The organism is Enterococcus dongliensis, assembly GCF_031927985.1.
Taxonomy (GTDB): domain Bacteria; phylum Bacillota; class Bacilli; order Lactobacillales; family Enterococcaceae; genus Enterococcus_A; species Enterococcus_A dongliensis.
Genome location: NZ_JARPZC010000003.1, coordinates 58,993 through 84,842 on the forward strand (window position 1 = coordinate 58,993; position 25,850 = coordinate 84,842).

The 25,850-nt window shown below is 37.3% G+C and carries 28 protein-coding genes and 1 other RNA gene; 15 read left to right on the top strand and 14 right to left on the bottom strand.

The window, feature by feature from the left end; genetic code table 11:
• From P7D84_RS03250 to P7D84_RS03275, 6 genes are all read left to right on the top strand, one after another.
• A complete protein-coding gene (locus tag P7D84_RS03250) occupies positions 1 to 468 on the top strand; it encodes an ImmA/IrrE family metallo-endopeptidase (protein WP_311804991.1) in 468 nt (155 codons plus the stop codon).
• Positions 469 to 545: 77 nt separating this feature from the next.
• A complete protein-coding gene (locus P7D84_RS03255) occupies positions 546 to 1,163 on the top strand; it encodes a hypothetical protein (protein ID WP_311804992.1) in 618 nt (205 codons plus the stop codon).
• Between the two features lie 127 nt (positions 1,164 to 1,290).
• On the top strand, positions 1,291 to 1,989 hold the full coding sequence (locus P7D84_RS03260; protein WP_311804993.1) for a hypothetical protein: 699 nt from the start codon (positions 1,291 to 1,293) through the stop codon (positions 1,987 to 1,989).
• 52 nt (positions 1,990 to 2,041) lie between these two features.
• Positions 2,042 to 2,818, top strand: coding sequence for a hypothetical protein (locus P7D84_RS03265; protein WP_311804994.1), 777 nt, complete (start codon positions 2,042 to 2,044; stop codon positions 2,816 to 2,818).
• A gap of 77 nt (positions 2,819 to 2,895) precedes the next feature.
• Positions 2,896 to 3,087, top strand: coding sequence for a hypothetical protein (locus P7D84_RS03270; RefSeq protein WP_137604286.1), 192 nt, complete (start codon positions 2,896 to 2,898; stop codon positions 3,085 to 3,087).
• Between the two features lie 76 nt (positions 3,088 to 3,163).
• Positions 3,164 to 4,006, top strand: a complete 843-nt coding sequence (locus tag P7D84_RS03275) for a TIR domain-containing protein (RefSeq protein WP_090408408.1) — start codon at positions 3,164 to 3,166, stop codon at positions 4,004 to 4,006.
• Here the strand turns inward: P7D84_RS03275 and P7D84_RS03280 are convergent.
• Complete coding sequence (locus P7D84_RS03280) at positions 3,995 to 4,231, bottom strand: hypothetical protein (RefSeq protein WP_090408405.1); 237 nt, start codon at positions 4,229 to 4,231, stop codon at positions 3,995 to 3,997. The two genes, P7D84_RS03275 and P7D84_RS03280, sit on opposite strands and share 12 nt — an antisense overlap.
• Before the next feature lie 205 nt (positions 4,232 to 4,436).
• Here P7D84_RS03280 and P7D84_RS03285 point away from each other — a divergent pair, with 205 nt between their 5' ends.
• Positions 4,437 to 5,654: a tyrosine-type recombinase/integrase gene (locus P7D84_RS03285; protein ID WP_222225484.1), complete on the top strand. Its 1,218-nt coding sequence runs from the start codon at positions 4,437 to 4,439 to the stop codon at positions 5,652 to 5,654.
• A gap of 105 nt (positions 5,655 to 5,759) precedes the next feature.
• On the opposite strand, the gene P7D84_RS03290 is transcribed toward P7D84_RS03285, so the two are convergent.
• On the bottom strand, positions 5,760 to 7,106 hold the full coding sequence (locus tag P7D84_RS03290; RefSeq protein WP_311804995.1) for a glucose-6-phosphate isomerase: 1,347 nt from the start codon (positions 7,104 to 7,106) through the stop codon (positions 5,760 to 5,762).
• An 85-nt stretch (positions 7,107 to 7,191) separates the two neighbouring features.
• Positions 7,192 to 8,535 carry an NADP-specific glutamate dehydrogenase gene (gene gdhA, locus P7D84_RS03295; RefSeq protein WP_311804996.1) on the bottom strand — a complete coding sequence of 448 codons (1,344 nt, stop codon included), beginning with the start codon at positions 8,533 to 8,535 and terminating at the stop codon, positions 7,192 to 7,194.
• 160 nt (positions 8,536 to 8,695) lie between these two features.
• Between gdhA and P7D84_RS03300 the strand changes: the two genes are divergently transcribed.
• Positions 8,696 to 9,952 (top strand): BaiN/RdsA family NAD(P)/FAD-dependent oxidoreductase, encoded by a 1,257-nt coding sequence (locus tag P7D84_RS03300; protein ID WP_311804997.1) that lies wholly within the window; start codon positions 8,696 to 8,698, stop codon positions 9,950 to 9,952.
• Here the strand turns inward: P7D84_RS03300 and ybaK are convergent.
• The 3 genes from ybaK to P7D84_RS03315 form a co-directional block, all read right to left on the bottom strand.
• Positions 9,949 to 10,434, bottom strand: coding sequence for a Cys-tRNA(Pro) deacylase (ybaK, locus tag P7D84_RS03305; protein WP_311804998.1), 486 nt, complete (start codon positions 10,432 to 10,434; stop codon positions 9,949 to 9,951). The two genes, P7D84_RS03300 and ybaK, sit on opposite strands and share 4 nt — an antisense overlap.
• Positions 10,435 to 10,580: 146 nt before the next feature.
• Entirely contained in the window at positions 10,581 to 11,330 is a 750-nt protein-coding gene (gene aroD / locus P7D84_RS03310; RefSeq protein ID WP_311804999.1) for a type I 3-dehydroquinate dehydratase, read from the bottom strand.
• Between the two features lie 21 nt (positions 11,331 to 11,351).
• Complete coding sequence (locus tag P7D84_RS03315; protein WP_376716910.1) at positions 11,352 to 12,521, bottom strand: class I SAM-dependent rRNA methyltransferase; 1,170 nt, start codon at positions 12,519 to 12,521, stop codon at positions 11,352 to 11,354.
• A gap of 177 nt (positions 12,522 to 12,698) precedes the next feature.
• On the opposite strand from P7D84_RS03315, the gene P7D84_RS03320 reads away from it, so the two are divergent.
• The 3 genes from P7D84_RS03320 to P7D84_RS03330 all read left to right on the top strand — a co-directional run bounded on the left by P7D84_RS03320 (position 12,699) and on the right by P7D84_RS03330 (position 17,149).
• Positions 12,699 to 14,807 (top strand): LTA synthase family protein, encoded by a 2,109-nt coding sequence (locus P7D84_RS03320; RefSeq protein ID WP_137604405.1) that lies wholly within the window; start codon positions 12,699 to 12,701, stop codon positions 14,805 to 14,807.
• A gap of 115 nt (positions 14,808 to 14,922) precedes the next feature.
• Positions 14,923 to 15,561, top strand: coding sequence for a hypothetical protein (locus P7D84_RS03325; protein WP_311805001.1), 639 nt, complete (start codon positions 14,923 to 14,925; stop codon positions 15,559 to 15,561).
• Positions 15,562 to 15,709: 148 nt separating this feature from the next.
• Positions 15,710 to 17,149, top strand: a complete 1,440-nt coding sequence (locus tag P7D84_RS03330) for an NCS2 family permease (RefSeq protein ID WP_311805002.1) — start codon at positions 15,710 to 15,712, stop codon at positions 17,147 to 17,149.
• Positions 17,150 to 17,232: 83 nt separating this feature from the next.
• Here the strand turns inward: P7D84_RS03330 and P7D84_RS03335 are convergent, their stop codons facing one another.
• Entirely contained in the window at positions 17,233 to 18,684 is a 1,452-nt protein-coding gene (locus tag P7D84_RS03335) for an ATP-binding protein (RefSeq protein ID WP_311805003.1), read from the bottom strand.
• Complete coding sequence (locus P7D84_RS03340; RefSeq protein WP_311805004.1) at positions 18,681 to 19,403, bottom strand: winged helix-turn-helix domain-containing protein; 723 nt, start codon at positions 19,401 to 19,403, stop codon at positions 18,681 to 18,683. Before P7D84_RS03340 ends, P7D84_RS03335 begins: the two co-directional genes overlap by 4 nt.
• 211 nt (positions 19,404 to 19,614) lie before the next feature.
• Here P7D84_RS03340 and ssrA point away from each other — a divergent pair.
• Positions 19,615 to 19,981, top strand: a transfer-messenger RNA (tmRNA) gene (gene ssrA, locus P7D84_RS03345).
• Between the two features lie 198 nt (positions 19,982 to 20,179).
• On the opposite strand, the gene P7D84_RS03350 is transcribed toward ssrA, so the two are convergent.
• The 3 genes from P7D84_RS03350 to P7D84_RS03360 all read right to left on the bottom strand — a co-directional run bounded on the left by P7D84_RS03350 (position 20,180) and on the right by P7D84_RS03360 (position 22,018).
• Positions 20,180 to 20,602 (bottom strand): universal stress protein, encoded by a 423-nt coding sequence (locus P7D84_RS03350; protein WP_137604410.1) that lies wholly within the window; start codon positions 20,600 to 20,602, stop codon positions 20,180 to 20,182.
• Between the two features lie 135 nt (positions 20,603 to 20,737).
• Complete coding sequence (locus P7D84_RS03355; protein ID WP_311805005.1) at positions 20,738 to 21,169, bottom strand: MarR family winged helix-turn-helix transcriptional regulator; 432 nt, start codon at positions 21,167 to 21,169, stop codon at positions 20,738 to 20,740.
• A gap of 81 nt (positions 21,170 to 21,250) precedes the next feature.
• The gene (locus tag P7D84_RS03360; protein WP_311805006.1) at positions 21,251 to 22,018 is read right to left on the bottom strand and encodes an SDR family oxidoreductase; all 768 of its coding nucleotides are present in this window, start codon (positions 22,016 to 22,018) and stop codon (positions 21,251 to 21,253) included.
• Positions 22,019 to 22,139: 121 nt separating this feature from the next.
• Here P7D84_RS03360 and P7D84_RS03365 point away from each other — a divergent pair, with 121 nt between their 5' ends.
• Complete coding sequence (locus tag P7D84_RS03365) at positions 22,140 to 22,988, top strand: SDR family oxidoreductase (protein WP_311805007.1); 849 nt, start codon at positions 22,140 to 22,142, stop codon at positions 22,986 to 22,988.
• Between the two features lie 121 nt (positions 22,989 to 23,109).
• Here P7D84_RS03365 and P7D84_RS03370 read toward each other — a convergent pair whose 3' ends face one another.
• From P7D84_RS03370 to P7D84_RS03380, 3 genes are read right to left on the bottom strand one after another with little or no spacing between them, the layout of a single operon-like run.
• Entirely contained in the window at positions 23,110 to 23,319 is a 210-nt protein-coding gene (locus P7D84_RS03370) for a hypothetical protein (RefSeq protein WP_311801305.1), read from the bottom strand.
• Positions 23,320 to 23,340: 21 nt separating this feature from the next.
• Positions 23,341 to 23,910, bottom strand: coding sequence for a hypothetical protein (locus P7D84_RS03375; protein WP_311805008.1), 570 nt, complete (start codon positions 23,908 to 23,910; stop codon positions 23,341 to 23,343).
• Positions 23,911 to 23,930: 20 nt separating this feature from the next.
• Positions 23,931 to 24,350, bottom strand: coding sequence for a MarR family winged helix-turn-helix transcriptional regulator (locus P7D84_RS03380; RefSeq protein WP_311805009.1), 420 nt, complete (start codon positions 24,348 to 24,350; stop codon positions 23,931 to 23,933).
• 101 nt (positions 24,351 to 24,451) lie between these two features.
• Between P7D84_RS03380 and P7D84_RS03385 the strand changes: the two genes are divergently transcribed.
• Together P7D84_RS03385 and P7D84_RS03390 are read left to right on the top strand one after the other, a co-directional pair.
• Positions 24,452 to 25,213: an MFS transporter gene (locus P7D84_RS03385; RefSeq protein WP_311805010.1), complete on the top strand. Its 762-nt coding sequence runs from the start codon at positions 24,452 to 24,454 to the stop codon at positions 25,211 to 25,213.
• Positions 25,210 to 25,824, top strand: a complete 615-nt coding sequence (locus P7D84_RS03390) for an MFS transporter (protein WP_311805011.1) — start codon at positions 25,210 to 25,212, stop codon at positions 25,822 to 25,824. The genes P7D84_RS03385 and P7D84_RS03390 overlap by 4 nt, the downstream gene beginning before the upstream one ends.
• Positions 25,825 to 25,850: the final 26 nt, after the last annotated feature.

Here is a 25,850-nt window from a genome sequence, read left to right on the forward strand (position 1 = left end):
TTGAATAACGTAGAGAAGTTAATGTCTAGATTTCCCGCCCTAGAGTACAGATTCGAAAATAGAATGTCAGATAAACAAAAAGGTTTATACATTGACAATGTTGTCTATTTAAATCCTCGCCAATCTTCGAAAGAGCTTGCGTGTACAGTTGCTGAAGAGATTGGTCATCATTTAACAAGTTTTGGAGATATTGTTGCCCAAGATAATAACGAGAAAAGAAAACAAGAGCAAAAGGCTCGTGATATTGGTGCAACTTTGATTGTTGGACCTGAGGACTTCATAGAATGTTACTATGAGCGTTTTACATTTATGTGGGAATCGGCAGAGTTTTTAGGAATCACAACTGAGGCTCTAAAAGAAGCTGTTAAAACCTACTCTAAAATGTATCCAGAAGGCCTGACTTACAAGAACTACCGAATTATTTTTAGAGCGAATGGGACTGTTGGTGTATTCGAGTGGTTTGAATGAACCTAGATTAATGGCGACTACTACTACCTGCCATTAAGTGGGAGTAAAAAAATGAAAAAGTCTAGGAGGCAATTGGTATGGCGAAGAAAAAAGTAACTGGGGAAGACGGAAAAACTTATGTCATGAAGGAGAAAAAACCGATCTACAAAAGAATCTGGTTTTGGGTCTTAGCGGTTCTTGTTGTAGCAGGAGTAGCTGGTTCCTTAGGTGGCGGAGATGACAATAACGCTGCAAAAGATGCTCAAGAAAGTAGTTCAACTACAGTTGAAACGGAAACTAATGAAAGTACCAAGGAAAGCGAAGCAACGAAAGAATCCGAACCAGCAAAAGAATCTGCACCAGCTTCTACGGAAAGTGAGGAAGAGGAAGCTACTAATGCTGATGAAAAATATCAAGCAATTTTAGATGAATACACCCAAAAAATTAAAGATGCAGTACCAGGTCTGGTGGATGAATATAATGCAGAAGCGGAGAAAAATCAAGATGGGGTTGAAGGTTTAGCTGAAATATCTAACAACAAGATTTCCGAGCTTGCTGAAATATCTAACGACGGAATTAGTAAGATGGCAGATGTACATTTTTCAAACGGCAGCGGTAAATACGAAGATTATGAATCTTGGGCTACTAAATTAACTGATGTTTATATGAAGGAAGCCGAAGCGATAACCGATGCATATATGGCATCTGCTCAATAAAAATACCAAAAGATCAGGCTTCGGCCTCTCCCCTACTGGCGACGCCGGTTCGATTCCGGTTTGGGGAATAGTTTTTTTAATAGTATTTTCGTAAAAAAATTTTCGATAGGAAAAGGGAGGAATAAAAATGAATACTATTGGCCCTATTCTTCTTATTGTGAGTTTCTTAGGTATGGTAATTACTGCAATTATTGCTAACAGAAAAAGAAAAAAACAGCAAGATTACACATTAACTAGGCGAATGCTTATTGCATTTACAGCAATACTAATTCTAACCATAATATTTGCGAAACTAACGGATCCAAAGGAGCCTGCAAAATCGACCACTGTAGAAAGTAGTTCTGCAGTTAAGAAAACGTCTGAAAGCAAACAAACTTCAAACAGTAGCACTAAAACTTCAACTGAAGAGTCCAGTTCTACTATTGAATCAAGCTCTTCAAGTGAATCAGATTCGATTAATACGCAGATCGCTGCCTATCTCGAACAAAATAAAGGATTTGCGAATGGCACATTGGATGAAAACGGAAATCCTACGGAAAATGGCACACCTAATCCTGTATTTAATTGGGCGTTAACTATTAATGAAATAGATTACGAAGAAAACCTTCTTAAAGTAAATGTGAACGATAATTTCCTAACGCTTAGCCAAACTGATGCTAGCTCAGCTATTCTTTCTGCTCAGAACGCTGCTGTTTCGATTGTAAGCGAAAGCGAAAATTGGGATATGGATAAAGCCAGCGATGGAATTTTTACTCAAATTTACTATAACGGTAATGTAATTGGCAGATCAAAAATGACTGACGTTAAAGAATTTAAGTGGAAATAACTGATTTAATGCTAAGAAAAAAGACTTACTGGGATTGTAAGGAGGAATAAAAATGAAAAAATTAAGCGTTGCATTGTTGGTATGCTCTGCCCTACTTTTATCTGCTTGTTCAAGAGATAAAAATGCTGAATCAACAGATTCAACTTCAAAGCAAGAAATAAAATCAAGTTCCACAAACGATTCAAAGAAAAAAGAAGCTGTTGAAGCTAAGAAACGTGCAGAAGAAGCAGAAAAGAAAAAACAAGAAGAAATCACTAAGAAGGTTTCTGAAGCTGATACTGCTATGAAAGCAGCTGAAGCTAATTTGACTGACGAAACAATAGCAGCAGCTAAAAATGCAATTAATGCTATCCCTGGCGGAAATACTGATCTTCAAAAACGGTTAGAAACAGCAGCAGCGAATCTTGAAGCAATCAAACAACAAGCTACTCAAGCGCAACAACAGCAAGCTACAACTCAAGAGCAATCAAATCAAGTACAAAATGATGCTGACGGCAACGGAATTCCCGATGATTCGCCGTATAACAATACTACGCCGGAAGAACGTGCTAGGGGCGCTCAAATGGAGGCAGAGGCTAACGCGCAATGGCATCAAGGCCAAGAAAACATTCAAAACGGTTACGATCCAAATGGGCAACCCCTACTTCCCGGGCAAGACCATGCTGCTGGTGCTAATCCAGACGGATCTCCTGATGCCTGGGTGCAAGATCAAATTGATTGGGCAATAGAAAATGGTTACTCTAATCCAGACGGAACACCTACAGAAAAAGGACAACAGGCAATAGATGAAGTCAATGCTAACGCTATCCCTACGGATGATCAGTATTAAAGTAACACCCCCGCCCCGTTCATCCGAGGCTCTTTAGTAAATACTCGTCTCTCATCCTAGCACGCAGGAGGAGTTTCATGTTTCAAGAATTCAACTCTTTAATTCTTTTAGAAATCCTCATGATTATTTATGGTATTGGTTTGGTAATCGGAACTGTCCGTATCTTCATTGAGGACAAAATATTAGACGCGCTAACACTATTTTGTGGTATTGCGTTAATTATCGCTGGGGTGTTTGCTATTCTCTTAACTCAGTTATTGGATTTATAGTTCCCTCCCCTCTTGGCACTACCGGTTCGGGGACAAAAATAACCGTGCAAAGCACGGTATGAAAGGAGTTTGTATTTTGTCAATAAGTTCATTACAGCAAAAGGAAAAAACATTACTAAACGACATAAATCGATTAGAAAGAAATTTAGCAAGTGAACAAAAGAAAGCATCAGATGCAGACAAAAAAGTTGCTGATTCTCGAAATGCTATTAGTCGTTCAAAAGTAGCTTCCACGATTCGTTCCAAAGAACGCACAATTGAATCAGAGACAAAAAAATCCATTAATGCTAAGAGTAAAGTAGCTGAAATTTCAGGTAAGCTTGCAAAAAAGAGAAAAGAGCTTGGAGATACACAAGTGAAGCTAAGTAAGGCACGAACTGATGAAAGCGAAAGATTCCAAAAAGATTTAAAAAAATCCTACGATAAACAAGTAGCAAAAATGAAACAGATCCAAGACAAAGAAGTGAAAGTAATTCAGTCTGAGGTTCTTAATGATCCATCATTAAATGATAAAGAGTACGATATCTTCATTTCATATGCATCAGAAGACTCAGACTATATTGATAAATTGGAAGCATCTTTAAAAAAAGAAGGATTCTCAATTTGGCGTGACAAAAGTAACATCGGCTGGGGACAAAGCATACGTCAATCTATTGATAATGGACTATTAAAATCGAAATTTGGTTTAATAGTCATCTCATCCAAATATATTGAAAAATATTGGACTGGATATGAGTTAGATGGAATTCTAAACAAAGAAAGTTCTACTGGAAGACAAATGGTGCTACCACTTTGGCATAATGTTACAAAAGATGAAATAGACAAAAAGAGTCCATCACTTTCTAACAGATTGGCTTTAGATACAAGAATAAACTCCTTGGACGAAATAGTTGACAACTTCAAATCACTATTGGAGTAGTTTTAATCTATATAATAGGTCAAGAATTCTATAGAAATCATAAGAACCATCACTACTGATTCCCATGAATGGTAATTCTACCAATCCAGCAGATTTGGCAGCCTTTAGTGATTCTTGAGCCCATTCTGGCGTACTATGCAGAACAATCTTTATTAATTGGTTTTGTTGAAGCTCTAAAGTTTTTATTTTGTTTTCTAAATGAATTATCTTGTCATTATCAGTCATACAAAACACCTCATAATTGGATGATAAATATACCATCCAATTATACCACAAAAAGAGCCTTCGGGCTTTTCTTTTAACCTGAAAACGAACACATGTTTGAATTTTATCAATAATAATTCAATTTATCTTTTCATATTTAAATCATATTGCGCTTAATTGATATTTTTTTGAATTTCTCTCTAAATAATCCGAAAGGAATGATTTTATGGCATCTATAAAACCATACAACTTAAAAAGTGGCGAACTTAGATATGAGGTTTTTATCTCGAATGGTATCGATCCTGGGACCAAGCGGCAAAATAAGATCCATAAGAAAGGTTTTAAATCTTGGGATGAAGCAAACAACTATGCAAAAATAACTGAAGGTGAAATTGCAAAAGGTGATTATCAAAAAAACGATGTTAAGTATATGACAATCGAGCAGTTCCTAAAAATATGGATTACTGATTATAAAATGAAAGTAAAAGAAGGAACTCGCATTGTTCATCGTGAAAATATCAGAATGTATATTGAGCCTTATATTGGTAAGTTCAAGTTAACCAAGTATTCTCGTGCTGATCATCAAAAATTTATCAACAAACTATTTACTCTTGAAGGTAAAGGTCGAAGTAAAAAAGGATTATCTTATAATACTGTGCAATCTATTAACGCTACCCTTTCGAACGCATACAGAAAAGCAATTCAGCTTGGTTATGTTAGCGAAAACCCAACGCAATTTGTGGAATTCCCGTTAAAACCAAAAGCTCCAAAGGTCCCGCCCCACTACAGCGCTGATGAAGTTGATCAGTTTTATGAAGCTGCCAAAAAGGAACATGAACCATTTTGGTATCCTTTTTTCTTACTAATTTTCGATTGCGGACTTAGGAAAGCTGAAGTGATGGCTCTTCGTTGGTCAGACTTCGATTTCACAAAAAGTTTTGTGAGTGTGGAACGTGAGCGATTATATAGAGCTGAAGCTGGCGCAAATAAAGATGCGATTATTATTGACGAAACCAAGACTCCCTCTGGAGAAAGAGATCTACCGATCACTCAAAGAACAAAATTTGCTTTAATAGAGTTTTATAAATACTTTTACGACAAAATTGGGATCACCCCTTTACAGAAAAATAATTCTGATTATATCTTCATTTACACAACTAGTAGTTCAAAAGGTAAAATTGTTCGTAATCGTTCGGTGAATGGTGCTTCTGTTCGAATTGCTAAAAGAGCTAAGCTACCTCCAATCAAAGTCCATGACGGACGTCACACATTTGCTATTCGGATGAGGCAAGCTGGTGTGGATTTAGATGACATAAAAGATTTGTTAGGTCATAAAGATATTTCTACTACTCAAATTTATGCTTCGGTCACTCCAGAAGTGAAAGAACGATCGATGAAAAAGTTCGAAGAATATCTCGAAGAGCAAAAGAAAAAGCACTCATAATTGAGTGCTTTTCTAGTTCACTATCACCTTTTCTATCACTAGAAAAGCATCGATGCAAACATGTTACTATCACCAGCTGTTATTAAATCAGCTAGAAACAGCGTATTATAAACGATCGTTTAATTCTTTAGCTAAATCTTCAAAGCCTGGTTTACCAAGCAAAGCGAACATATTTTTCTTGTAAGCTTCTACCCCTGGTTGATTGAATGGGTTAACACCCATTAAATAACCAGAAATACCGACAGCAATTTCAAAGAAGTACATAGCATAACCTAAAGTATAAGCATCCATGGTAGGAATGTTTAATACAAAGTTAGGAACGCCGCCATCCGTATGTGCTAACAAAGTTCCTTGATATGCTTTTGAATTAACAAAGTCTACGTCTTTACCTTCTAAGTAACCTAATCCATCTAAATCAGATTCTTGTGAAGGAATCGCCACAGATTTACGAGGTTTTTCAACTTTCACGATTGTTTCAAAAATATTACGACGGCCTTCTTGGATATATTGTCCAAATGAATGTAAGTCGGTTGAGAAGTTAGCACTTGATGGATAAATACCTTTCAAGTCTTTCCCTTCTGATTCGCCGTATAATTGTTTCCACCATTCGTTGAAATATTGCATACCTGGTTCATAGTTGACTAAAATTTCAGTCACTTTGCCTTTACGGTATAAAATATTGCGTAATGCGGCATATTGATACGCTTCGTTTTCATCCAAGTTATCACTTGAATAAGCTGTACGGGCATCTGCTGCACCTTGCATTAATGCGTCAACATCTGCACCGCTTGCTGCGATTGGTAATAAACCAACTGCGGTAAGTACTGAGAAACGTCCACCGACATCATCAGGAATAACGAATGTTTCCCAACCAGCAGCATCTGCTTCAACTTTTACAGCACCGCGAGCTTTATCTGTTGTTGCATAGATACGTTTGTTTGCTTCTTCTTGACCGTATTTTTTGATCAACAATTCTTTAAAGACACGGAATGCGATTGCTGGTTCAGTCGTTGTTCCTGATTTAGAAATCACGTTAACTGAGAAATCACGGTCGCCGATTACTTCGATCAAGTCAGCAATATATGTTGAACTGATTGAGTTTCCTGCGAAGAAAACTTGTGGTGCTTTACGATTATCTTTGCCTAATACATTAAAGAAACTTTGATGTAAGAATTCGATTGCTGCACGGGCTCCAAGGTATGAACCACCGATTCCGATAACCACTAATACTTCAGAATCAGATTGAATTTTTTCGGCTGCTTTTTTAATACGAGCAAATTCATCTTTGTCGTAGTTTACTGGAAGATCGATCCAGCCAAGGAAATCATTTCCTGCGCCAGTACCTTCGCGTAATTTTTTGTGAGCTAATGCTACTTCATCTTTGATGTAGTCCATCTCATGTTCGCTCACGAATGGTGCTACTTTCGAATAATCGAAATGAATGTGTGCCATTGTTTCTCCTCCTTGAAAGTCACTTCATACAATCTATACTTTACGTTTCTTTTAACTATTTTTCAAGCTTAAACCTTTTAAATTATTAAACTGTTCCTTGAGTAAGCATTGCAGCAGCAACTTTAGCAAACCCAGCAATGTTTGCTCCTGCGGCAAAATTGTCTTTGTTTGCATATTTTTCTGCGGTATCACGACAAGTTTCATAGATGTTTTTCATGATATCATCTAATTTGCTGTCAACTTCTTCTGCTGTCCAAGCCAATCGTTGAGAGTTTTGGCTCATTTCTAATGCTGAAACAGCTACGCCACCTGCGTTAGCAGCTTTACCTGGTCCGTAAAGTACGCCATTTTCATGATACAACTTGATTGCTTCCATTGTGCTTGGCATATTTGCTCCTTCAGCAACAACTTTCACACCATTTTTTACTAAGATCTCTGCCTTTTCATCATTGATCTCATTTTGAGTCGCACATGGTAAGGCGATATCTGCAGCTGTTTCAAGTTCCCAAACAGATCCTTCATGATACTCTGCAGTTGGTGATTCTTTAGCATATTCAGTCAACCGTGCACGACGAACTTCTTTGATTTCTTTTAAAAGTTCAACGTCGATACCATTCTTATCGTAAATATACCCGTTTGAATCAGAGCAAGTTAAAGCAGTTGCACCTAAAGCCTGTGCTTTTTCAATCGCGTAGATTGCCACATTCCCACTACCTGAGACAATGACTTTTTTTCCTTCAAACGAATCTTTACGATCTTCCAGCAAATGTTTTACAAAGTAAACTGCTCCGTAACCTGTAGCTTCTGTCCGTATTAAACTTCCATTAAAGCCTAATGGTTTTCCTGTCAATACACCCATATCATATTCACGCAACCGTTTGTATTGTCCGAACAAGTAACCAATTTCACGACCACCAACACCAATATCCCCTGCTGGTACGTCTAGATTTGGTCCGATATGTTTCGCTAATTCAGTCATGAAACTTTGGCAATAGCGCATAATCTCAGCATCAGATTTTCCTTTTGGATCAAAATCAGAACCGCCTTTGCCGCCGCCGATTGGAAGACCTGTCAAACTATTTTTGAAGATTTGTTCAAAACCTAAAAATTTCAAGATACTTAAATTCACGCTTGGGTGGAAGCGTAATCCACCTTTATATGGTCCAATCGCAGAATTAAATTGTACCCGATAGCCACGATTGACTTGCCAATTGCCTTTATCATCTTGCCAAGGAACACGAAATTGGATCAATCGTTCTGGTTCTAGGATCATACCTAAAATATTTTTTTCTGCGTATTCAGGATGCTCTTCTAGAAAAGGAATGACTGTCGGTAAAAATTCTTCCACCGCTTGTAAAAACTCTTCTTGGTTCGGGTCTTTTTTCACCAGTTCTTTTTGAATCTGCTCTACATATTGTTTTACTTCCATCAAATTCCTCCTCACATTTAATACACATATTTTACATCATTTTCTAATAAAAGTGAAAATTTTTTTGAATTTCATTGCAAATTGAATGTCAATTGTTCGTATTTACAGTATGATTATACCGACTTAACAGAAAATTAGTATTAAATGAGGAGATAATAAAATGAAGAAAACATTCGATGTGATCGTAATTGGTGGTGGCCCGGCTGGAATGATGGCCGCTATCACAGCAGCAATGAACGGTGCTAAAGTCGCGTTATTCGAGAAAAATAAACGATTAGGAAAAAAACTACTGATGACTGGCGGTGGGCGCTGCAATGTGACAAACAATCGTCCTGTTGATGATTTGATTGTCCATATTCCCGGTAATGGCCGATTTTTGTACAGTACATTTTCACAATTTGATAACCAAGATGTCATGCGTTTTTTTAGTGAACGTGGGGTCGCATTAAAAGAAGAGGATCATGGACGGATTTTTCCTGTTTCTGATAAATCGGCTACTATCGTTAATACCTTAAAAGAGGAATTAGAAAATTTGTCTGTCACCCTTTTCTTTAAAGAGCCGATTGAAAAAATCATTACAGATGGAGTGATTGTTCAAGGTGTCCGAACGACCGAAGGGGATTATTTTGCTAAAAGTGTTGTAGTAACTACTGGTGGAATCACTTATCCTTCTACCGGCTCACAAGGTGATGGGTATCGTTTGGCCAAAAGTCTTGGTCATCATGTCACTCCTTTGTATCCAACGGAATCCCCTATTTTCTTAACAAATGATTTTGTTGCCGCCAAAACATTGCAAGGTCTATCTTTACAGGATATTAAATTATCCGTGGTAGATGAAAGCAACAAACTAGTCGCTAGTCATGAAATGGATCTGCTTTTTACCCATTTTGGAATCTCTGGACCTGCTGCTTTACGTTGTTCAAGTTTTGTTAATCAATTGTTGCGAACTCAAAAAACAGCAACCTTAGTCCTGGATTGTTTTCCTGACAAAACGAGTGATGAATTGATGGATGAGATCATCGATTATTCAGCGACTAGTTCAAAACAATTAAAAAATGCATTAACTGGTTTCTTACCTGAACGACTGTTGCTGTATTTCTTAACAACTCTCGGAATCAGTGAACAAACTTTTGCCCAAACATCAAAAGAACAATTAGCAGCCTTCATTTCTTACTGTAAGGATTGGTTGTTGTCTGCTAATAAGACCTTTGGCTTAGAAAAATCATTTGTAACTGGAGGGGGAGTAGAACTAAAAGAGATCAATCCAAAAGAATTAGCCAGCAAAAAAATCCCCGGCCTTTATTTTGCCGGGGAAGTATTAGATGTCAATGGATATACAGGCGGCTATAATATCACCACCGCATTTTGTACTGGCTATGTTGCCGGCACACACGCTGCGTACCACGCCTTTACTTAATGAATCAATTCTACAAATCGCCCGCGAGTCAATTCCACAATGGCCTCGGGGGCAATTTCCATTTGTAGTCCTCTTTTGCCAGCTGAAATCGCGATTCTTTCGAATTTTGTTGCTGAGATATCAACATAAGTTGGAAAAAGTTTCTTCATTCCGATTGGAGAACAACCGCCGCGAATGTATCCAGTCGTTGTCTCTAAATCTTTTAAATGAAGCATCTCCACTTTTTTATTGCCGCTGGCTTTTGCTATTTTTTTTAGGTCTAACTCATGATCACTTGGAATAACTGCCACAATCGGACCTGTTTTATTTCCCACAGCTACTAATGTTTTGAAGATCCTTGCGGCTTCTATTCCTACCTGTTCAGAGACATGTCCGGCGCCTAAGTCTTGTTCACTCCAAGCATATTCATGTTCGATATAAGCGATTTTCTTTTGTTCGACTAATCGAATCGCATTGGTCTTTTGAATTTTCTTTTTTGCCAAGCTAATCCCTCACTTCATTTTTTCTAAAGTCTAGCAAAAAAATACTAGAAAACAAATTCGGCAGCGCTGAGCTGCGCTGCGTTTTTAAAATTCGAAAAGAATTTTCCAATTTCTACTGATTAATCCCTAAAAATAAGGCTTTTTTTCTATCTTAATTCATCAATCATTACGGCTAATTTTTCTGCTTCGATCTGTGCATCAGGATATGCTTGTCCTGCTAAACAACCATAGGCCATGCATGAACCGTCTAGCGAACCGCTGACTTGTGAAAATTTCCCTATCCGTCCAAGTGATACCGAAATGATCGGTAAGGAAACAAAGGTTTGAGCTTTCATAGCAATTTCCATCTGGCGCAAAACATCTGCTTCATTTTGTGGTTGGAGTACAATTTTTGCAATATCTGCACCACAATGTTCCGTCAAGTTTAAGCGAAATAAGATGACCGCATCTTCAGGAGTTTCTTCAAAATTGTAATAACTTAAAATCACTTTTACTCCTAAAGACTGCATCCATTTAATAAATGACGTCGACAATTGATCAACGATTGAAACTTCCACATCAGCTAGATCAATTGTTCGTGAAGAAACTGCAAATTCATTGATATGACGATATTGAGTTAGAGAAATATCGATTTGTCCCCCAGCTTCGGCCATCCGTAAATTGAAAATCAGTGGAATATTTCGAATCTCGTCTCGCAATGTTAACAGCGTAGTGTTCAGCTTCTCATCGTCTAAGATGTCTTCATAATAATCCGCGCGCCATTCGATCACTTCTGCAACTTTTTTAGCTTGAATCGCTTGTTCAATGATCTCCTCAAATGTTGCCCCCATGATTGGCACACAGATTTTAGGTTTTCCTGCATCAAAACGCACATCTCTTACTTGAATATCCATCATAAATATCCCACCTCAATTTCTTTATTTTTTTATCCTATAAAACAAGACCTTCAAGTAGTTACTCTCTTCAAAATCACTAGCTGGAAAATCAGCCGGCAAGCGATAACTTTCTACTAGTTGATAGGTGACTTGTTTGTCTTGCAACGCGCCTTCGATCGCATGTCTGAATTTTTTAATCGAAAGATTTGCGGCATTCGTTGAAGCGATGATCATTCCTTCTTCCGCCAAAATCTCCACACTTTCTTCAATCAATCGTCCATAATCTTTTGCTACGGAAAATGTTTTTTTCTTATTACGAGCAAAACTTGGAGGATCCAAAATAATCAAATCATAATTCAATTTTTTTCTGCGTGCATAGCGGAAATACTCGAAAGTATCCATTACGATAATTTTTTGTTGCGCCAAAGGCAATGCATTTACTTCAAATTGTTCTTGTGTCTTAGCTAAGCTGCGTTGGGCTAGATCGACACTAGTCGTCTCTAATGCACCGCCATATGCTGCTGCTACGGAAAACGCACCAGTATAACTGAACATGTTCAATACTTTTTTTCCAGCAGCAAGCCCTTCTGTCAGTCGTCTGCGGACATCTTTCTGATCTAAAAAAATCCCCGTCATATAGCCTTCATCAAGATATACTGCATAAGAAACCCCATTTTCTTTTATAATCAATGGCTCCTGCGGCTTTTCTCCTACCAACCATTGACTTTCTTTTGATTCACTTTTGAAACGAATCTTTTCGACAACGCCTTTTGCTTTTGGAAAAACTTCCAGTAAACTAGCAACGATCATCTTTTTAAAATGATAAATAGTCTGGTTGTACCACGAGATTACTAAATAATCAGCGTAGTAATCAACGGTCATCCCACCGAAACCATCGCCTTCACCATTGAACAGACGAAAAGCAGTCGTTGTTTCATCAGAAAAAAATGCTTGACGCTTTTGAATGGCTTGTTGGAATAGCTGCTTAAAAAACATTTGATCGATCGAACGTTGTGTTTGGTCAACCACCCAGCCAAAGCCTTTGTTTTGCTTGCCTAAGTAACCTGTTGCGAGATACTTTTGTTTATTATCAACAAATTCCACCCATTCTAAGGGAATTTGCTTGATGGTTTGTTTTAAGTCTTCTTCTTGGATCAATGGATTTCCTTGGCGGATCCGTTTTACTCCATAATTAGTTAATTCTATTTTCACACTCATCCCCGCTTTCTTCTATAGTATAGCAAAAAAAAATAGGATTTTTCGCTTATAAAGTTTTCTTTAAGGCTGATTGCTCTTGATTTGATAAGAATTGACGGGGTTGCTAGAAGCGAGTAAACTGATAACAAGTGAACATTTCGCAGTTTAGCTGCGTCAGAAAGGAAGTTTCCATTGAAAAAATTAAAGGCTCCTACATTTTTGAATAAACGTCTCGGCTTTTATGCGTTGTTAACATTCTTATTGTGGGCAAAAAGTGTTTTTGCATACTTATTTGAATTCAATTTAGGGATCGAAAGTCTGACACAATACTTCATCCTGTTTATTAATCCGATCGCATCGACAATGTTCTTATTATCGATTGCTTTATACGTGCGTCGATCAAAGGCTTCTTACTTTACGATGATGCTCATCTACGCATTGGCAAGCTTCTTACTTTTTGCCAACGTCGTCTACTATCGTGAATTTACTGACTTTATTACAGTCAATACTTTCCTAGGTGCGGGTAAAGTCGCTAGCGGCTTAGGGGAAAGTGCGATTCGTCTGTTTCGTCCATACGATCTTTTGTATTTGATTGATATCGTAATCTTGCCTTTGCTTTTATGGCGCAAACGTATCAAAACAGAAGAGCGTCCGGTTCGTGCCCGAATGGCTTTTGCGATGACTGCCCTTTCAGTTATGGTTTTCTCAGGAAATCTTTTTCTAGCTGAAGCAGATCGTCCGGAACTATTGACTCGTACTTTTTCTCGCGATTATTTGATCAAATATCTTGGCGTAAATGCCTTTACTGTTTACGACGGTATTCAAACATATAAGACAAATCAAGTCCGAGCAGAAGCAAGTCCCAATGATTTAAAAGAAGTTGAATCTTATGTAAAAGAACATTATGCTGCGCCTAACAGTGAGTATTACGGTCTTGCCAAAGGCCGGAATGTCATTACCATCCATTTAGAAAGTCTGCAACAATTTGTGATTGACTATAAATTAAAAGATGAGAATGGGCAAGAACATGAGGTTACGCCGTTTTTAAATAGCATTTTCCACAGCAACAGTACCTTTGCCTTTGATAACTTTTTCCACCAAGTAAAAGCTGGAAAAACTTCTGATGCTGAAACATTGATGGAAAACTCATTGTTTGGTTTGAATCAAGGATCCTTATTCTCACAATTGGGTGGAAAAAATACTTTCCAAGCTGCTCCAGACATTTTAAAACAAACAGCCGGTTATACAAGTGCTGCGTTCCATGGGAATTCTGGAAATTTCTGGAACCGTACAGAAACGTATAAAAACTTAGGCTATGATTATTTCTTTGATTCTTCTTATTATGACGTAACGGATGAAAACTCATTCCAATATGGCTTGCATGACAAACCCTTCTTCCAACAATCTGTGAAGTATTTGGAACGTCTGCAACAACCTTTCTACTCAAAATTTATCGCTGTTTCAAATCACTATCCATATAGCGAATTTAAAAATGATGAAGCTGGCTTCCCGATGGCAAATACGAATGATGAAACAATCAATGGTTATTTTGCCACAGCGAACTATTTAGACAAAGCAGTCGAAGAATTCTTCAATTACTTGAAATCTTCCGGCTTGTACGACAATTCTATCATTGTGATGTATGGCGATCATTACGGGATTTCAAATTCCAGAAACTCTGACTTAGCGCCATTACTTGGCAAGTCAAAAGAAACTTGGTCAAATTTTGACAATGCCCAAATGCAGCGTGTCCCTTATATGGTCCACATTCCTGGTCAAGATAAAGGCGGCATCAATCACACTTATGGTGGCGAAGTCGATGCATTGCCTACTCTATTACATCTTTTAGGCACGGATACAAGCAAGTATATCCAATTAGGACAAGATTTATTATCAGAAGACCATGATCAAATCGTAGCTTTCCGTGATGGCGATTATGTCACACCAAATTATACGTATTACAGTGGCAACTTATATGACAATAAAACTGGACTGCCTATAGCAGAACCTGATGCAGCCCTTCAAACACAAACAGACGCTTGGAAAGATGCCGTTTCGACTCAACTAAGTACGTCAGATAATATCAATAATGGCGATCTGCTTCGATTCTATTCCGCTAGTGGATTGAAACCAATCGATGCTTCACAATTTGACTACAAAGATGGGCTCAATAAAATGACGAAAATTGAAAGCAAACTAGGCGATAAATCAACCAGCCTGTTTGATCAAAATGGTAAAAAATCTACACAAGAATTATACAAGACCGAAACTTATAAACAATATCAAGAACAAGGTCAATAATAGCAAAACACTCTTCACAAAATTGTGAAGAGTGTTTTTGCGTTTGTTTCTTCAGATAGAATTCATATTTCTTTCAAATTCCGCTTCTATACTTAGCGATAAGAGGTGGAAATCTATGGAACTTATTTCTAGGACATTTTCGACTATCAAACAACAGAAAATCCAATTTTCAGTTTCTTGGTTGATCACTCTATTCGCTCTTTTGATTTTGACCAGTTTGTCTATGTTAAACTTGCTCTTACAACGATTAGATTCTGCTGATCAGATACAGTTGCTTACGACTGAAGAAGTCCATCAACTTCAGAAATATTTCTTTGATCAACTCGTTATTGTTGCCATCTGCTTTTTTGTCTTAATCGTGCTGTTTTTCGGATTTAGGATTTACCAACAGAAAAAAACTGCTGGCTTGAAACAATTGATTGATTCGATCAGTTTGGAATTTTTTTTCGAGATATTGATTGCAAGTGTCGGCTTGATTTTATTCGTCATTCTTTTTGAACCGATGTATACCTCAATTTTACAATTTTTTTATCATCAAGGATTGAATCAATTAACTGAACTACCAAACTTTGTCTTAAGTAATGGTACTAGCGGAATCGCCTACTCCATTCGTTCGCCGCTTTCCTTCGATCTATCTTCAACTGCTTGGCTGAATTTATTCTTTGTTTCATTATTTAAAATAGTCTTCTCTCTTTTTTTATGTCTATGTTTGTTAATTTCCACTTTTCGATTACTGTATTTTAGAAACAAATGAAAAACACACGATAAACACGAACATTACTTCATTCCCTTTCGTTTTTATTCAGATAATACTTGAAAGTCGATTGATCCTTCATTATACTTAGAAAGTATTCGGTTTTTACCGATATAATGAACTTATTTCTAAGGAGCGTTTACTTATAATGGAGAAATTCTTTAAATTAAAGGAACAAGGAACTAACATTTCTACTGAAGTAATGGCAGGAATCACAACATTTTTTGCTATGAGTTACATTTTGTTCGTTAATCCAACAATTTTATCTGCATCAGGAATGCCGTTCCAGGCGGTCTTCTTAGCAACAATCATCGCCTCGGTCATCGGAACTTTGGTTATGGGCGTATTTGCTAATGTCCCTTATGCACAAGCACCTGGTATGGGACTAAACGCATTTTTTACTTATACTGTTGTCTTTGGACTTGGTTATTCTTGGCAGCAAGCATTAGCTATGGTATTTATTTGTGGAATTATTAACATTTTGATTACTGTCACTAAAATTCGAAAGTTGATCATTCATGCCATTCCAGAAAGTATGCAGCATGCCATTGGCGGTGGTATTGGGATCTTTGTTGCTTATGTTGGAATAAAAAATGCTGGCTTGCTCTCATTTAGTGCTGATTCAGCGGCCATCACTAACAGTGTAGTCGAAGGCGGCAAAGCGACCAATGTTTCTATTAACAGCGGGATTATTCCAGCATTGGCAAATTTTAATAATGCGCCTATCTTATTGGCTGTGATTGGTTTAGTCATTACTACTATTTTAGTCGTTAAAAATGTTCGCGGTGCAATCTTGATTGGTATTGTACTTACAACGTTATTAGGTATTCCAATGGGCGTGGTGCAATTAGGTTCCATTGATTGGCATGCAAATTCATTAAGCAGTTCGATTCAAGAACTTGGTACGACTTTCGGAGCCGCTTTTGGTACAGAAGGAATGGGATCGCTCTTTTCTAATTCAGCTAAGTTGCCACAAGTTCTCATGACTATTTTAGCTTTTAGTTTATCTGATACCTTCGATACGATCGGCACCTTCATTGGTACTGGTCGCCGAACGGGGATTTTCTCAAAAGAAGATGAAAAAGCTTTAAATGATGATTCACGCGGTTTTAAAACAAAAATGGACAAAGCATTATTTGCTGATGCAATCGCTACTTCAATCGGTGCAATCTTCGGGACCTCGAATACAACGACTTATGTCGAATCAGCAGCTGGTATTGGTGCTGGTGGTCGAACAGGACTTACTTCCGTCGTCGTAGCAATTTTATTTGCATTAAGTAGTTTGTTCTCACCATTGATTGCCATTGTTCCTGCACAAGCTACAGCACCGGCATTGATTTTAGTCGGAGTCATGATGTTGGCATCATTTGCTGACATCAATTGGCTTGAGTTAGAAGAAGCCGTCCCAGCTTTCTTTGCCAGCATCTTTATGGGACTTTGCTACAGTATCTCCTATGGAATCGCAGCTGGATTTATTTTCTATACGATCGTCAAAGTTATCAAAGGAAAGACAAAAGAAATTTCTCCAATACTTTGGATTGTAGACCTTCTATTTATTTTAAACTTCATTATTTTAGCAATTTTGTAACCGATCGTTGTTCAACAATTTGAGCTTCCTAAAATAATTACTACTAGTTAAAAAAGGTCGTGACGCATTGCGTCACGACCTTTTTATTCGTTAGGTTTATCCGGAAATACAATGGTAAAAGTCGTCCCCTTGTCTAATCTGCTAGTAACTTCAATTGTTCCTTTGTGCAAACGAACCAATTCTTCTACGATCGACAACCCCAAACCAGATTCTCCGTATTTAGTATTTTTTCGTGATGGATCGGCTTTGTAATAACGATCCCAAATATTCTTCACTTGCTCTTCAGTCATTCCAATACCTGTATCTGTGATTGTGATCTTCGTTGCTTGTTCAAATTTTTTAATTGCCACAGTAATCGTTCCATCTTTAGTAAATTGAATCGCATTTTGGACCAAGTTGACCATGATTTGGACAAAGCGGTCATAATCTGCATAAACATTGATCGGCTCACTTGTTTGTAAGATTAAATGATTCCCTGATGCTTCTGCTTTAGGCTGTAACTGAGCAACCAGTGTTGCAACAGCTTCAGTCGCATTGAATGTTTGTAAAATGATACTTATTTGATTAGTACGAATCTTTTCATAGTCTAGATTCTCATTGACCAAACGAATCAAACGAGATGTTTCATTTTGCATCAATGTGATTGCTTTGGCTTTTTGGTTTTCAGGAATCGCATTATATTGCATACCTTCTAATAAGCCATTGATTGTCGTTAATGGGGTCCGCATCTCGTGGGACGCATCTGCCATAAATTGTTTGCGCCGTTCTTCTTGCCGTTCGATTTCTTCTTGTGATTCTTTTAATGAGACCGTCATCTGATTAAAATCATTGGCTAAATCATCAAATTCATCACGGTTTCGATTTGGTACGACTACATCAAAGTTTCCTGCTGCTACTTCTTTAGTTGCCGAACGCATACGGTTGATACGCCTTACTTGACGCATCGCAAAGAAATAACTGACGATGATTGCAAGAATCGAGGCGATGATAAAGGCTTTAAATAGATCCGTTACAATTAGATTCACACTAGTCTCCACATTCATCGCTGGTTGGCTAACCAGTAAGACACCAAAAAAAGCACCATCTGTAAAGAAAGGGACCATCGCATAAGAAGTTGTTTGATTGTTCCCCATCACATTTTTTGAACTCGTTTCTTTTTGTTGTTGACCGTCTTTCAATGCTTTCCATTGTGCGTCACTAACTAGATGTTTATTGACTTTCCCTGATTGCTCAGGATATTGGACTCTTCTGTCTTTATCAATAAAAACAAAAGAAACGTCTTGTTGATTTAAACTGGATTCTGTCACGCCGATAGCGAATTGAAAAATTTCATTGCTGGACATTCCTTCAAAACGGATATCTCTACTTAAAGAAAGATTGTTTTTTTCCATCGACTGGGCATAGCCGAGCAGTGCCTTATAGTTATTATCTTCTAAAGTTTTACGAGTAAATTGTGTAAATGAGACTCCTAATGTTAGTAAAATCAGGAGGATCAACCCGCCGAATGCTAACAATTGTTGATACAGGTATTTCATTGACTAACCTCAGTATCATCAAATTTGTATCCTACTCCCCAAACAGTTTGAATCACTTGCTCACCGACTTTCTCAATTTTTTGTCGTAATTTTTTGATATGAGCATCCACTGTTCGTTCATCACCAAAATATTGGTAATCCCAGACTAACTCTAACAACTGTTCCCGGGTAAATACTTGACGCGGTTTTTTCGCCATCGTATACAATAGATCAAATTCTTTAGGTGTCAATCCTTCAATCAATTTATCCGCTAAATACGCTTCCCGCGTTTTCAGATTCATTTTGAAATGAGCCGTTTGGACATCAAAATTTTCATCATTTGATTCGCTATCTTTTTGGGGTTCAGCTGTCAATTCACTACGCCGATACAAGGCTTTAATCCGAGCAATCAAAGTCAATGGAGAAAATGGTTTTGTCACATAATCATCTGCTCCCATCTCTAATCCAATCACTTGATCGCTTTCAGAATCTCTTGCCGTTAACATGATGATCGGTACAGTTTTAGAGATTTTACGAATCTGACGTCCAACCTCCATACCGTCCATACTGGGTAAATTCAAATCCAATGTAATCATATCCCATTTCTCTGGGTCTGATTTAAAGGCATCCAAGCCTTCTTTACCATCATATTTGAATTCTGCTTCCCAACCTTCATTCAAGAAAAACATCTGCATCATTTCAGAAACAGATTCATTGTCTTCAATCATTAATATATTCATGTTTTACCTCCTATAATGTCACTTGATTCTCATTATCAGTATACTCTATTTCATTTTTTTCAACCATCACCATACTCGTATCTTCATTAACAATTTGTTTTTTCTTCAATCTTTTCACCTATATATAGAAATTCTTAAAGTATCAGTTACTTCTTTGCATTTTTTATAACAGAATGTTATACTCATTTTTGCAACAAATTTATTTTATTAGGGGGCCGTTACGGATTCGACAGGCATAGTTTGAGCTTGAATTGCGCTTCGTAGGTTACGTCTACGTAAAAACGTTACAGTTAAATATAACTGCAAAACAAAACAACAACTCTTACGCTTTAGCTGCCTAAAAACAGTTAGCGTAGATCCTCTCGGTATCGCCCATGTGCTCGAGTAAGGGTCCTATTCTAAGTGGGATACGTTCCAATTTTCCGTCTGTAAATTGGAACAGAGCTCATCAGACTAGCAATGTCCACGGCCTGTCATGCGGCAGAGGACAACGCGAAATCCAAATGGTATGACTATGAGCGTAGATTTTTAGGTGTCGATATGTTTGGACGCGGGTTCGACTCCCGCCGGCTCCATTACTGTATTTTCAGTGGTTTTCTCTAGATTCTAAAACTACTTAAAATCCTTTTATACCAAGGGTTTTGGTTGTTTTTTTGTTTTCGGTGGTTTTCGCTAAAAAATATCATAGGGCATTCAAATTAGATTCATCAATCCACGTACCTTCTCTAAAAAAAACACTCCGCTAAGCGAAGTGTTTTTTTAATTATTTTCAAAAATTAACGAACAACCATAACATTACACGGTGCATGAGCAATGACATAAGAGGTCGTTGAACCAACTAAAACTCGTTCAATCGCACTTTTTCCTGTCGCACCCATCACGATTAAATCAATTCCTGCTTCCTTAGCAAACTGCACGATAGTTACTTTGGGACTGCCTTCAATTTTCTTAGTAGTATGATCGATCTTACCAGAAACCATTTGCGAAGCCTTGTCTAACGTTCGTTTGGCGTTCTCTTCTCCTACTTCTTTAGCGTATTGAATAAGGCGTGCGTCCACAGTAGCAACAGACATATCTGTCACCGTTAAAATATACAAGTGTGCCTCATTTCTCTGAGCGATTGACACGGCTTCTTTCAATGCATCGTACGACTGATTAGATTCATCAACTGGAACTAAGATTTTTTTATACTCATCCATAAAAGCGCCTCCTTTTTAATTGATTATACATGTTCCATCGATAGAACTTAACCATAACGTTTGGTATTAATCAAAGAACCGACTATTCAATTAAAAAACAAGTTCTTATTTTTACCCGAACTTGTTTTTTACTAACTATTTATTTTTTTCTAACTGATTTAACTGTGTCTCAATTTTTTCAAGTAGTTGAATCATCTGACTGTCCTCTTGATTTGGTAATAAGAATCGATTCAACTCTCCCACTTTTTCTTTAACCGACAAAGCAGTTTTTTTTCCAAGAGGTGTTAGTCTTAACAAGGCACTGCGTTTATCTTCCGAATTTAATTTCTCAATATAACCATTTTTGACTAGTGCATTGATGGCTCGGGTGATTGTGCTTTGATTCAATTTAACTAATGTAGAAAACTTACTCTGAGTAATCTCTGGATAATCTAGTAATTTCAATAGATAAAAATAATTGGTTGCATTGATATGAGGTGAAGCCAACATGTGATTTAAATAAACCGTAATCTCCTGGTTCAACAAAGCCAAACGTTGAACTAGGCCGTCTTCTTTTGTAAACGTCATAACCGTACTCCTTTGTTCATTAAATAAACACGGCTTTCCTCACTACTTCGTGAGAGAAGCCGTGTCTATTCAATTATAACCTTACGCGTTTAAAAATGTGGGATTTTCTTTAAACATTTCCCAAGTATTTTGAGTCGTTTGCTGATTGACCTCTTTGGATGCATTGAATTGCTCCTTTGAAGTACCGTAAGTCACATGGAATTGGTCTGCTTCGATTTGAGCTAAAACTGCCGGAATAAATTCATCGACTGCTACCCCGTAAGCATGTTCTGTAGAACCACCAAGTTCAGTATTTACTGCTGGTGGGAAAATTTCAAATACATCAACCGCAGTATCTTGTAATTGTAAACGCAACGCTTCGGTAAATCCATGCAAACCCGTTTTACCAGAAGTGTAAAGTGGTACCCAAGCACCTGGATTAATGACTAAACCAGAAGAAACATTGACAATCGCTGCTTCTTTTTTGGTCAAAAGGTGGTTCAACGTTAACATTGACAAATGCATTGGTGCTTCAAAATTAATAGCTAATTCTTGATGATAAAATGACCAGTCTTTGTCCGCATTTTGTAAATTGATCCATCGTTGAATTCCAGCATTGTTTACAAAAACATCGTATTCAGGAAATACTTCTTCTAATTTCCCAACAAGCTCCACCCGTTCTTCTGGATTACTTAAATCTGCTTGCAATGTTTGTAAAGATGGTTCTTTTTTCAATGCCTCGTTGATATTTTGCTCACTGCAATCTACTACTAAAACTTTATTACCTGCTTCTAATAAATGTTTTGCCAATTGAAAACCGATTCCTGTCGTGCCGCCTGTGATGACAATGTGCTTGTTTACTAATTTCATGATAAAACCTCCTTCTCGTTCTCTCAGGATAGCACTTTCATAAAGACAAATAAATGCATTTGCATGTTTATTCTAAAAAGTGGTACACTGAGAGCATAAAATAAAAAAGGAGGTATGCTCCATGATTTTAATCACATCAGCAGCAGGTAATACCGGTCGTGTTATCGTCCAACGTTTGGTCGACGCAGGATTAGATGTTTTGGCAACAGACATCAACCCAAAAGTAAAAGATTTACCGGGAATCAAAGATGCCATGGTAGGTGATTTAACTGATTTATCTTTTATTCATGATCTTATGGAAAAAGCAACAAAAGTAGTGTATATCCCGCCATTGTTTTCAGCTCAAGAGGCTTTAATTGGTAAACGAATGATTGATTCGGCTCAAGAACATGGCATTGACTATTTCCTATTTGTTTCTGTCATCCATCCAATTTTATCAACGTTATTACAACATACGGCTAAACGCGAAGCAGAAGAATATTTGATTTATAAAGGAATGGAAAGTCAACTACCTTACACTATTTTACAACCGATGCATTATATGCATAACTTTAATCCAAAAGTTGTAGCTGAATCTGGCAAATATCCTATTTTCTACAATGTCGATTCGAAAGTTGGCTATGTGGCAACAGAAGATGTGGCAGAGGTCATCATTAAAGTCTTTTCAGAAGGAAACAAGCACAACAAAGCCACGTATGAATTAGTTGGGACTCCAGCCTATTCACCAAATGACTTGATTGCTATGTTCAACAATATCACTGGAAAAACTGCGGTCACGGAATACGTAGAGGTGGAAACTTTCTTAGAACAAATCCATGCCAATGATCTATTCTTCCGAGCAGGATTCAAACAATTGGCCTATTCTTATTCTACGTGGGGATTAGATGGCAATTCAAACGTACTAACTTGGTTACTTGGCCATGAACCGACTACTTTTGAAGATTATGTAAAGAAAAATTTATCAAAATAAAAACTTAAAAGGCATTCAACTCATGGAAAGAGATCGAGCTGAATGCCTTTTTTACAAATATTTTTAAGCAGAACACTTTTTCCTTGATTCTAATAGACCATCCATAAGATTGAATCAATTTTTACCATTCAAATGTGTCTAATTGTTCTTCCAATTCAGTGATCTGATCTTGAAGAATTTGGATCTCTTCTTTGATTTCTTCCAACGTTGCGCCACTTGTACTATAACCTTTATAATATGCCGTCATATAATCGTTATCTTCTAATCGCTGCAAACGATCACGCAGTTGGCCCAGTAAATCCAGATTACTTTCATACTGTCTTTCATCCATAACAATCTGCCCCTTTCTATCTTAAGCCAACGCATTAGGACTAGCTAATTGTGGTCCGTCACCTGCTCTAGCTAATACCCAATCGTCATTATCCCACATTTCTGTTTTGCGACGACCACGGAAATAATCCCAGCGAGAATCGATTTCCATTTCAATCAGCTGCTCATTCGCACCTAAAGTAACCCAATTGTAGCTGCCATTTGAATGACCAAATTTGATCCACAAAACTGGAAATTGATGAGTTCTTCCGTCAGCATCTAGAAACTCACGACGCTGTTGTTCTATACGGATAAATGATAAGACACGTGCATAACTGCGATTGCTTTTTGAAAAAATAGTTTCCGCAATTTCACGAGCATGTTCCGATGAACTCATTTTTCCTGAAGGGACATTCGTCATGTTTTTCACACTTACTAACGTATCCTTCAAAAAGATTGCGATGATTCGAGGACCGTTTACTTGAAACTTTCCATCTTTTTGAAAACGCCATATCGTGATTTCTTGATTGTTGCGAATTTCATTTTTTTCTTCTACTAATTGATAATCTGCCGGAATAGCTACTACTTTATTTAATAATTCTTTCCGTTCCATTTTCCAGACCTTCTTTCGAGTTATTCACTCAATTTATTGATAGTTGCAATAAACGCTGTCTGTTCCTCCGATGTTAAAGGAGCAAAAAATACGGTATTCGCTTTTTGTAACGCTTCAGATATAACTTGATACATCTCTTTTCCAGTACCTGTCAAAGAAAGTACGTAGCCTCGCCGATCTTCAGGATTTTCTTTACGTAAAACATACTGACTATCCATTAATTTTTGGATTGCTCTTGTAACATTACTCGCATTGACTCCAGTTAGTTGAACTAATTTTTCTTGGGGAAGATCGCCAAAATCATGCAGCTTTAAAATATAATAGTAAAGGCTTGAATTTAATTGATACGGAGCAAGGTAATTATCGATTAATTTGATATATTTACGACTGACGATAGGTAATTGTTTCAGTGCATCGGTCTTACTAATTTCGTGGTGCAATCTATTCACTTCTTTCTAAAAGTTTATTTACTTGCGCAAGCAAATAATAAAACATATAATGAGCTTAGTCAAATAAAATGTTCTGTTTGGAGGAAAAAAACGTGTATAAGACAAACACTAAATGGATGGTCAGTGCGATTTATCTAGCTACTCTAGTAACAGCCATTGAATCTACGATTGTTGTTACGGCAACTCGTTCAATTGTCAGTGATCTGGGCAGTGCCAACTTAACATCATTGATTTTTGCAACTTATTTGTTTTCCAGTGCCTTGGCTACACCTATTTTTGGTCGCTTAGCAGATAATTATGGGAAAAAAAGAATTTTTCAAATAGGACTTTTACTTTTTTTATTGGGAACAATTCTTTGTGGTCTCTCTATCTCCAGTTGGATGCTTTTTGGTTCTCGAGTCATTCAAGGAATTGGTGCAGGGGGGATTATGCCTATGACCTTTGCTTTGATTGGTGAATTGTTTGATATCAGTACTCGTGGAAAAATTATGGGCTTGAATAATTCTGCTTGGGGAATCGCTTCATTGATTGCTCCGTTAATTGGCGGACTGATTTTGAAACAACTCACTTGGCATTGGATTTTCTTTATCAATGTCCCCATTGTACTCATCGTTCTTCTTATCGTACAAATCTCTTATAAAGAAAAACGGCCTCAGACTATCTCTCAAAAAGGAACTTTCCATCAATATACTTATCTTATTGCCGGTTTATTGCTATTGCTGAGTGGCATCCAATTATTTAGTACCTATTTTTTATTAGGTACAGTAATTTTGATTGCAGGGCTTTTCGTACTCCTCTTCTTTTATCGTCAAGAAAAAAAGAGCATGACCCGATTCTTCCAATCAGTACGATGACTATTTATGATTTTTCCTTGCTGACAATTTGTGTCTTTTTGATCAATGGCGCGTTGATCGGTTTTCAAGTTTATCTTCCTATGTGGATTCAAACGGAATTGCATTTATCACCTACTTCTGCTGGTTTAGCCTTATTACCCTCTTCCTTATTTTTTATTCTCGGCTCTTATTATTCTGGTAAGCTTTTAAACCGTTTCGGACAAAAACTTTTGTTACAATTAATTGTTGGAGGAGCTTTACTTGGATTTTTATCTTTGAGTGTTCTGCCCGGCAATACCGGATACATGGTCTTACTTATTTTCTCGAGTTTGCTTGGTTTTTTTATCGGAACGGGTGTGACTATCAGTGTAATTGCTGCTCAAGCCTATGCTACTCAGCAAAATCTTAGCACTGTTTCAGGATTCATCACATTGTGTCGGACACTTGGTCAAAGTTTTATGGTGACCTTTCTCGGTGTGATTAATCAACGAATCTTTCTATTGAAACATCTCCAACTAGCTGGTTATCACAGTGTGTATCTAACTATTAGCATTATTTTTATTTTACTGTTGTTTTTAGTTAGCCATCGTCCTACTGTAAATCCACACGAACAAAAAAACGAAGTCTCCTAATTGGAAGACTTCGTTTTTTGTTCTCT

Bases quoted from the DNA above. Each gene is read 5' to 3' on its own strand.
- P7D84_RS03330 (WP_311805002.1), top strand. From the start codon at position 15,710: ATGGAGAAATTCTTTAAATTAAAGGAACAAGGAACTAACATTTCTACT.
- P7D84_RS03280 (WP_090408405.1), bottom strand. From the start codon at position 4,231: ATGACTGATAATGACAAGATAATTCATTTAGAAAACAAAATAAAAACT.
- P7D84_RS03340 (WP_311805004.1), bottom strand. From the start codon at position 19,403: ATGAATATATTAATGATTGAAGACAATGAATCTGTTTCTGAAATGATG.
- gdhA (WP_311804996.1), bottom strand. From the start codon at position 8,535: ATGGAAGTAAAACAATATGTAGAGCAGATTCAAAAAGAACTGGTGAAA.
- P7D84_RS03365 (WP_311805007.1), top strand. From the start codon at position 22,140: ATGATTTTAATCACATCAGCAGCAGGTAATACCGGTCGTGTTATCGTC.
- P7D84_RS03335 (WP_311805003.1), bottom strand. From the start codon at position 18,684: ATGAAATACCTGTATCAACAATTGTTAGCATTCGGCGGGTTGATCCTC.
- aroD (WP_311804999.1), bottom strand. From the start codon at position 11,330: ATGATGGATATTCAAGTAAGAGATGTGCGTTTTGATGCAGGAAAACCT.
- P7D84_RS03285 (WP_222225484.1), top strand. From the start codon at position 4,437: ATGGCATCTATAAAACCATACAACTTAAAAAGTGGCGAACTTAGATAT.
- P7D84_RS03325 (WP_311805001.1), top strand. From the start codon at position 14,923: ATGGAACTTATTTCTAGGACATTTTCGACTATCAAACAACAGAAAATC.
- P7D84_RS03255 (WP_311804992.1), top strand. From the start codon at position 546: ATGGCGAAGAAAAAAGTAACTGGGGAAGACGGAAAAACTTATGTCATG.
- P7D84_RS03350 (WP_137604410.1), bottom strand. From the start codon at position 20,602: ATGGATGAGTATAAAAAAATCTTAGTTCCAGTTGATGAATCTAATCAG.
- P7D84_RS03270 (WP_137604286.1), top strand. From the start codon at position 2,896: ATGTTTCAAGAATTCAACTCTTTAATTCTTTTAGAAATCCTCATGATT.
- P7D84_RS03355 (WP_311805005.1), bottom strand. From the start codon at position 21,169: ATGACGTTTACAAAAGAAGACGGCCTAGTTCAACGTTTGGCTTTGTTG.
- P7D84_RS03375 (WP_311805008.1), bottom strand. From the start codon at position 23,910: ATGGAACGGAAAGAATTATTAAATAAAGTAGTAGCTATTCCGGCAGAT.
- P7D84_RS03260 (WP_311804993.1), top strand. From the start codon at position 1,291: ATGAATACTATTGGCCCTATTCTTCTTATTGTGAGTTTCTTAGGTATG.
- P7D84_RS03390 (WP_311805011.1), top strand. From the start codon at position 25,210: ATGACTATTTATGATTTTTCCTTGCTGACAATTTGTGTCTTTTTGATC.
- P7D84_RS03370 (WP_311801305.1), bottom strand. From the start codon at position 23,319: ATGGATGAAAGACAGTATGAAAGTAATCTGGATTTACTGGGCCAACTG.
- P7D84_RS03360 (WP_311805006.1), bottom strand. From the start codon at position 22,018: ATGAAATTAGTAAACAAGCACATTGTCATCACAGGCGGCACGACAGGA.
- P7D84_RS03265 (WP_311804994.1), top strand. From the start codon at position 2,042: ATGAAAAAATTAAGCGTTGCATTGTTGGTATGCTCTGCCCTACTTTTA.
- P7D84_RS03290 (WP_311804995.1), bottom strand. From the start codon at position 7,106: ATGGCACACATTCATTTCGATTATTCGAAAGTAGCACCATTCGTGAGC.
- P7D84_RS03300 (WP_311804997.1), top strand. From the start codon at position 8,696: ATGAAGAAAACATTCGATGTGATCGTAATTGGTGGTGGCCCGGCTGGA.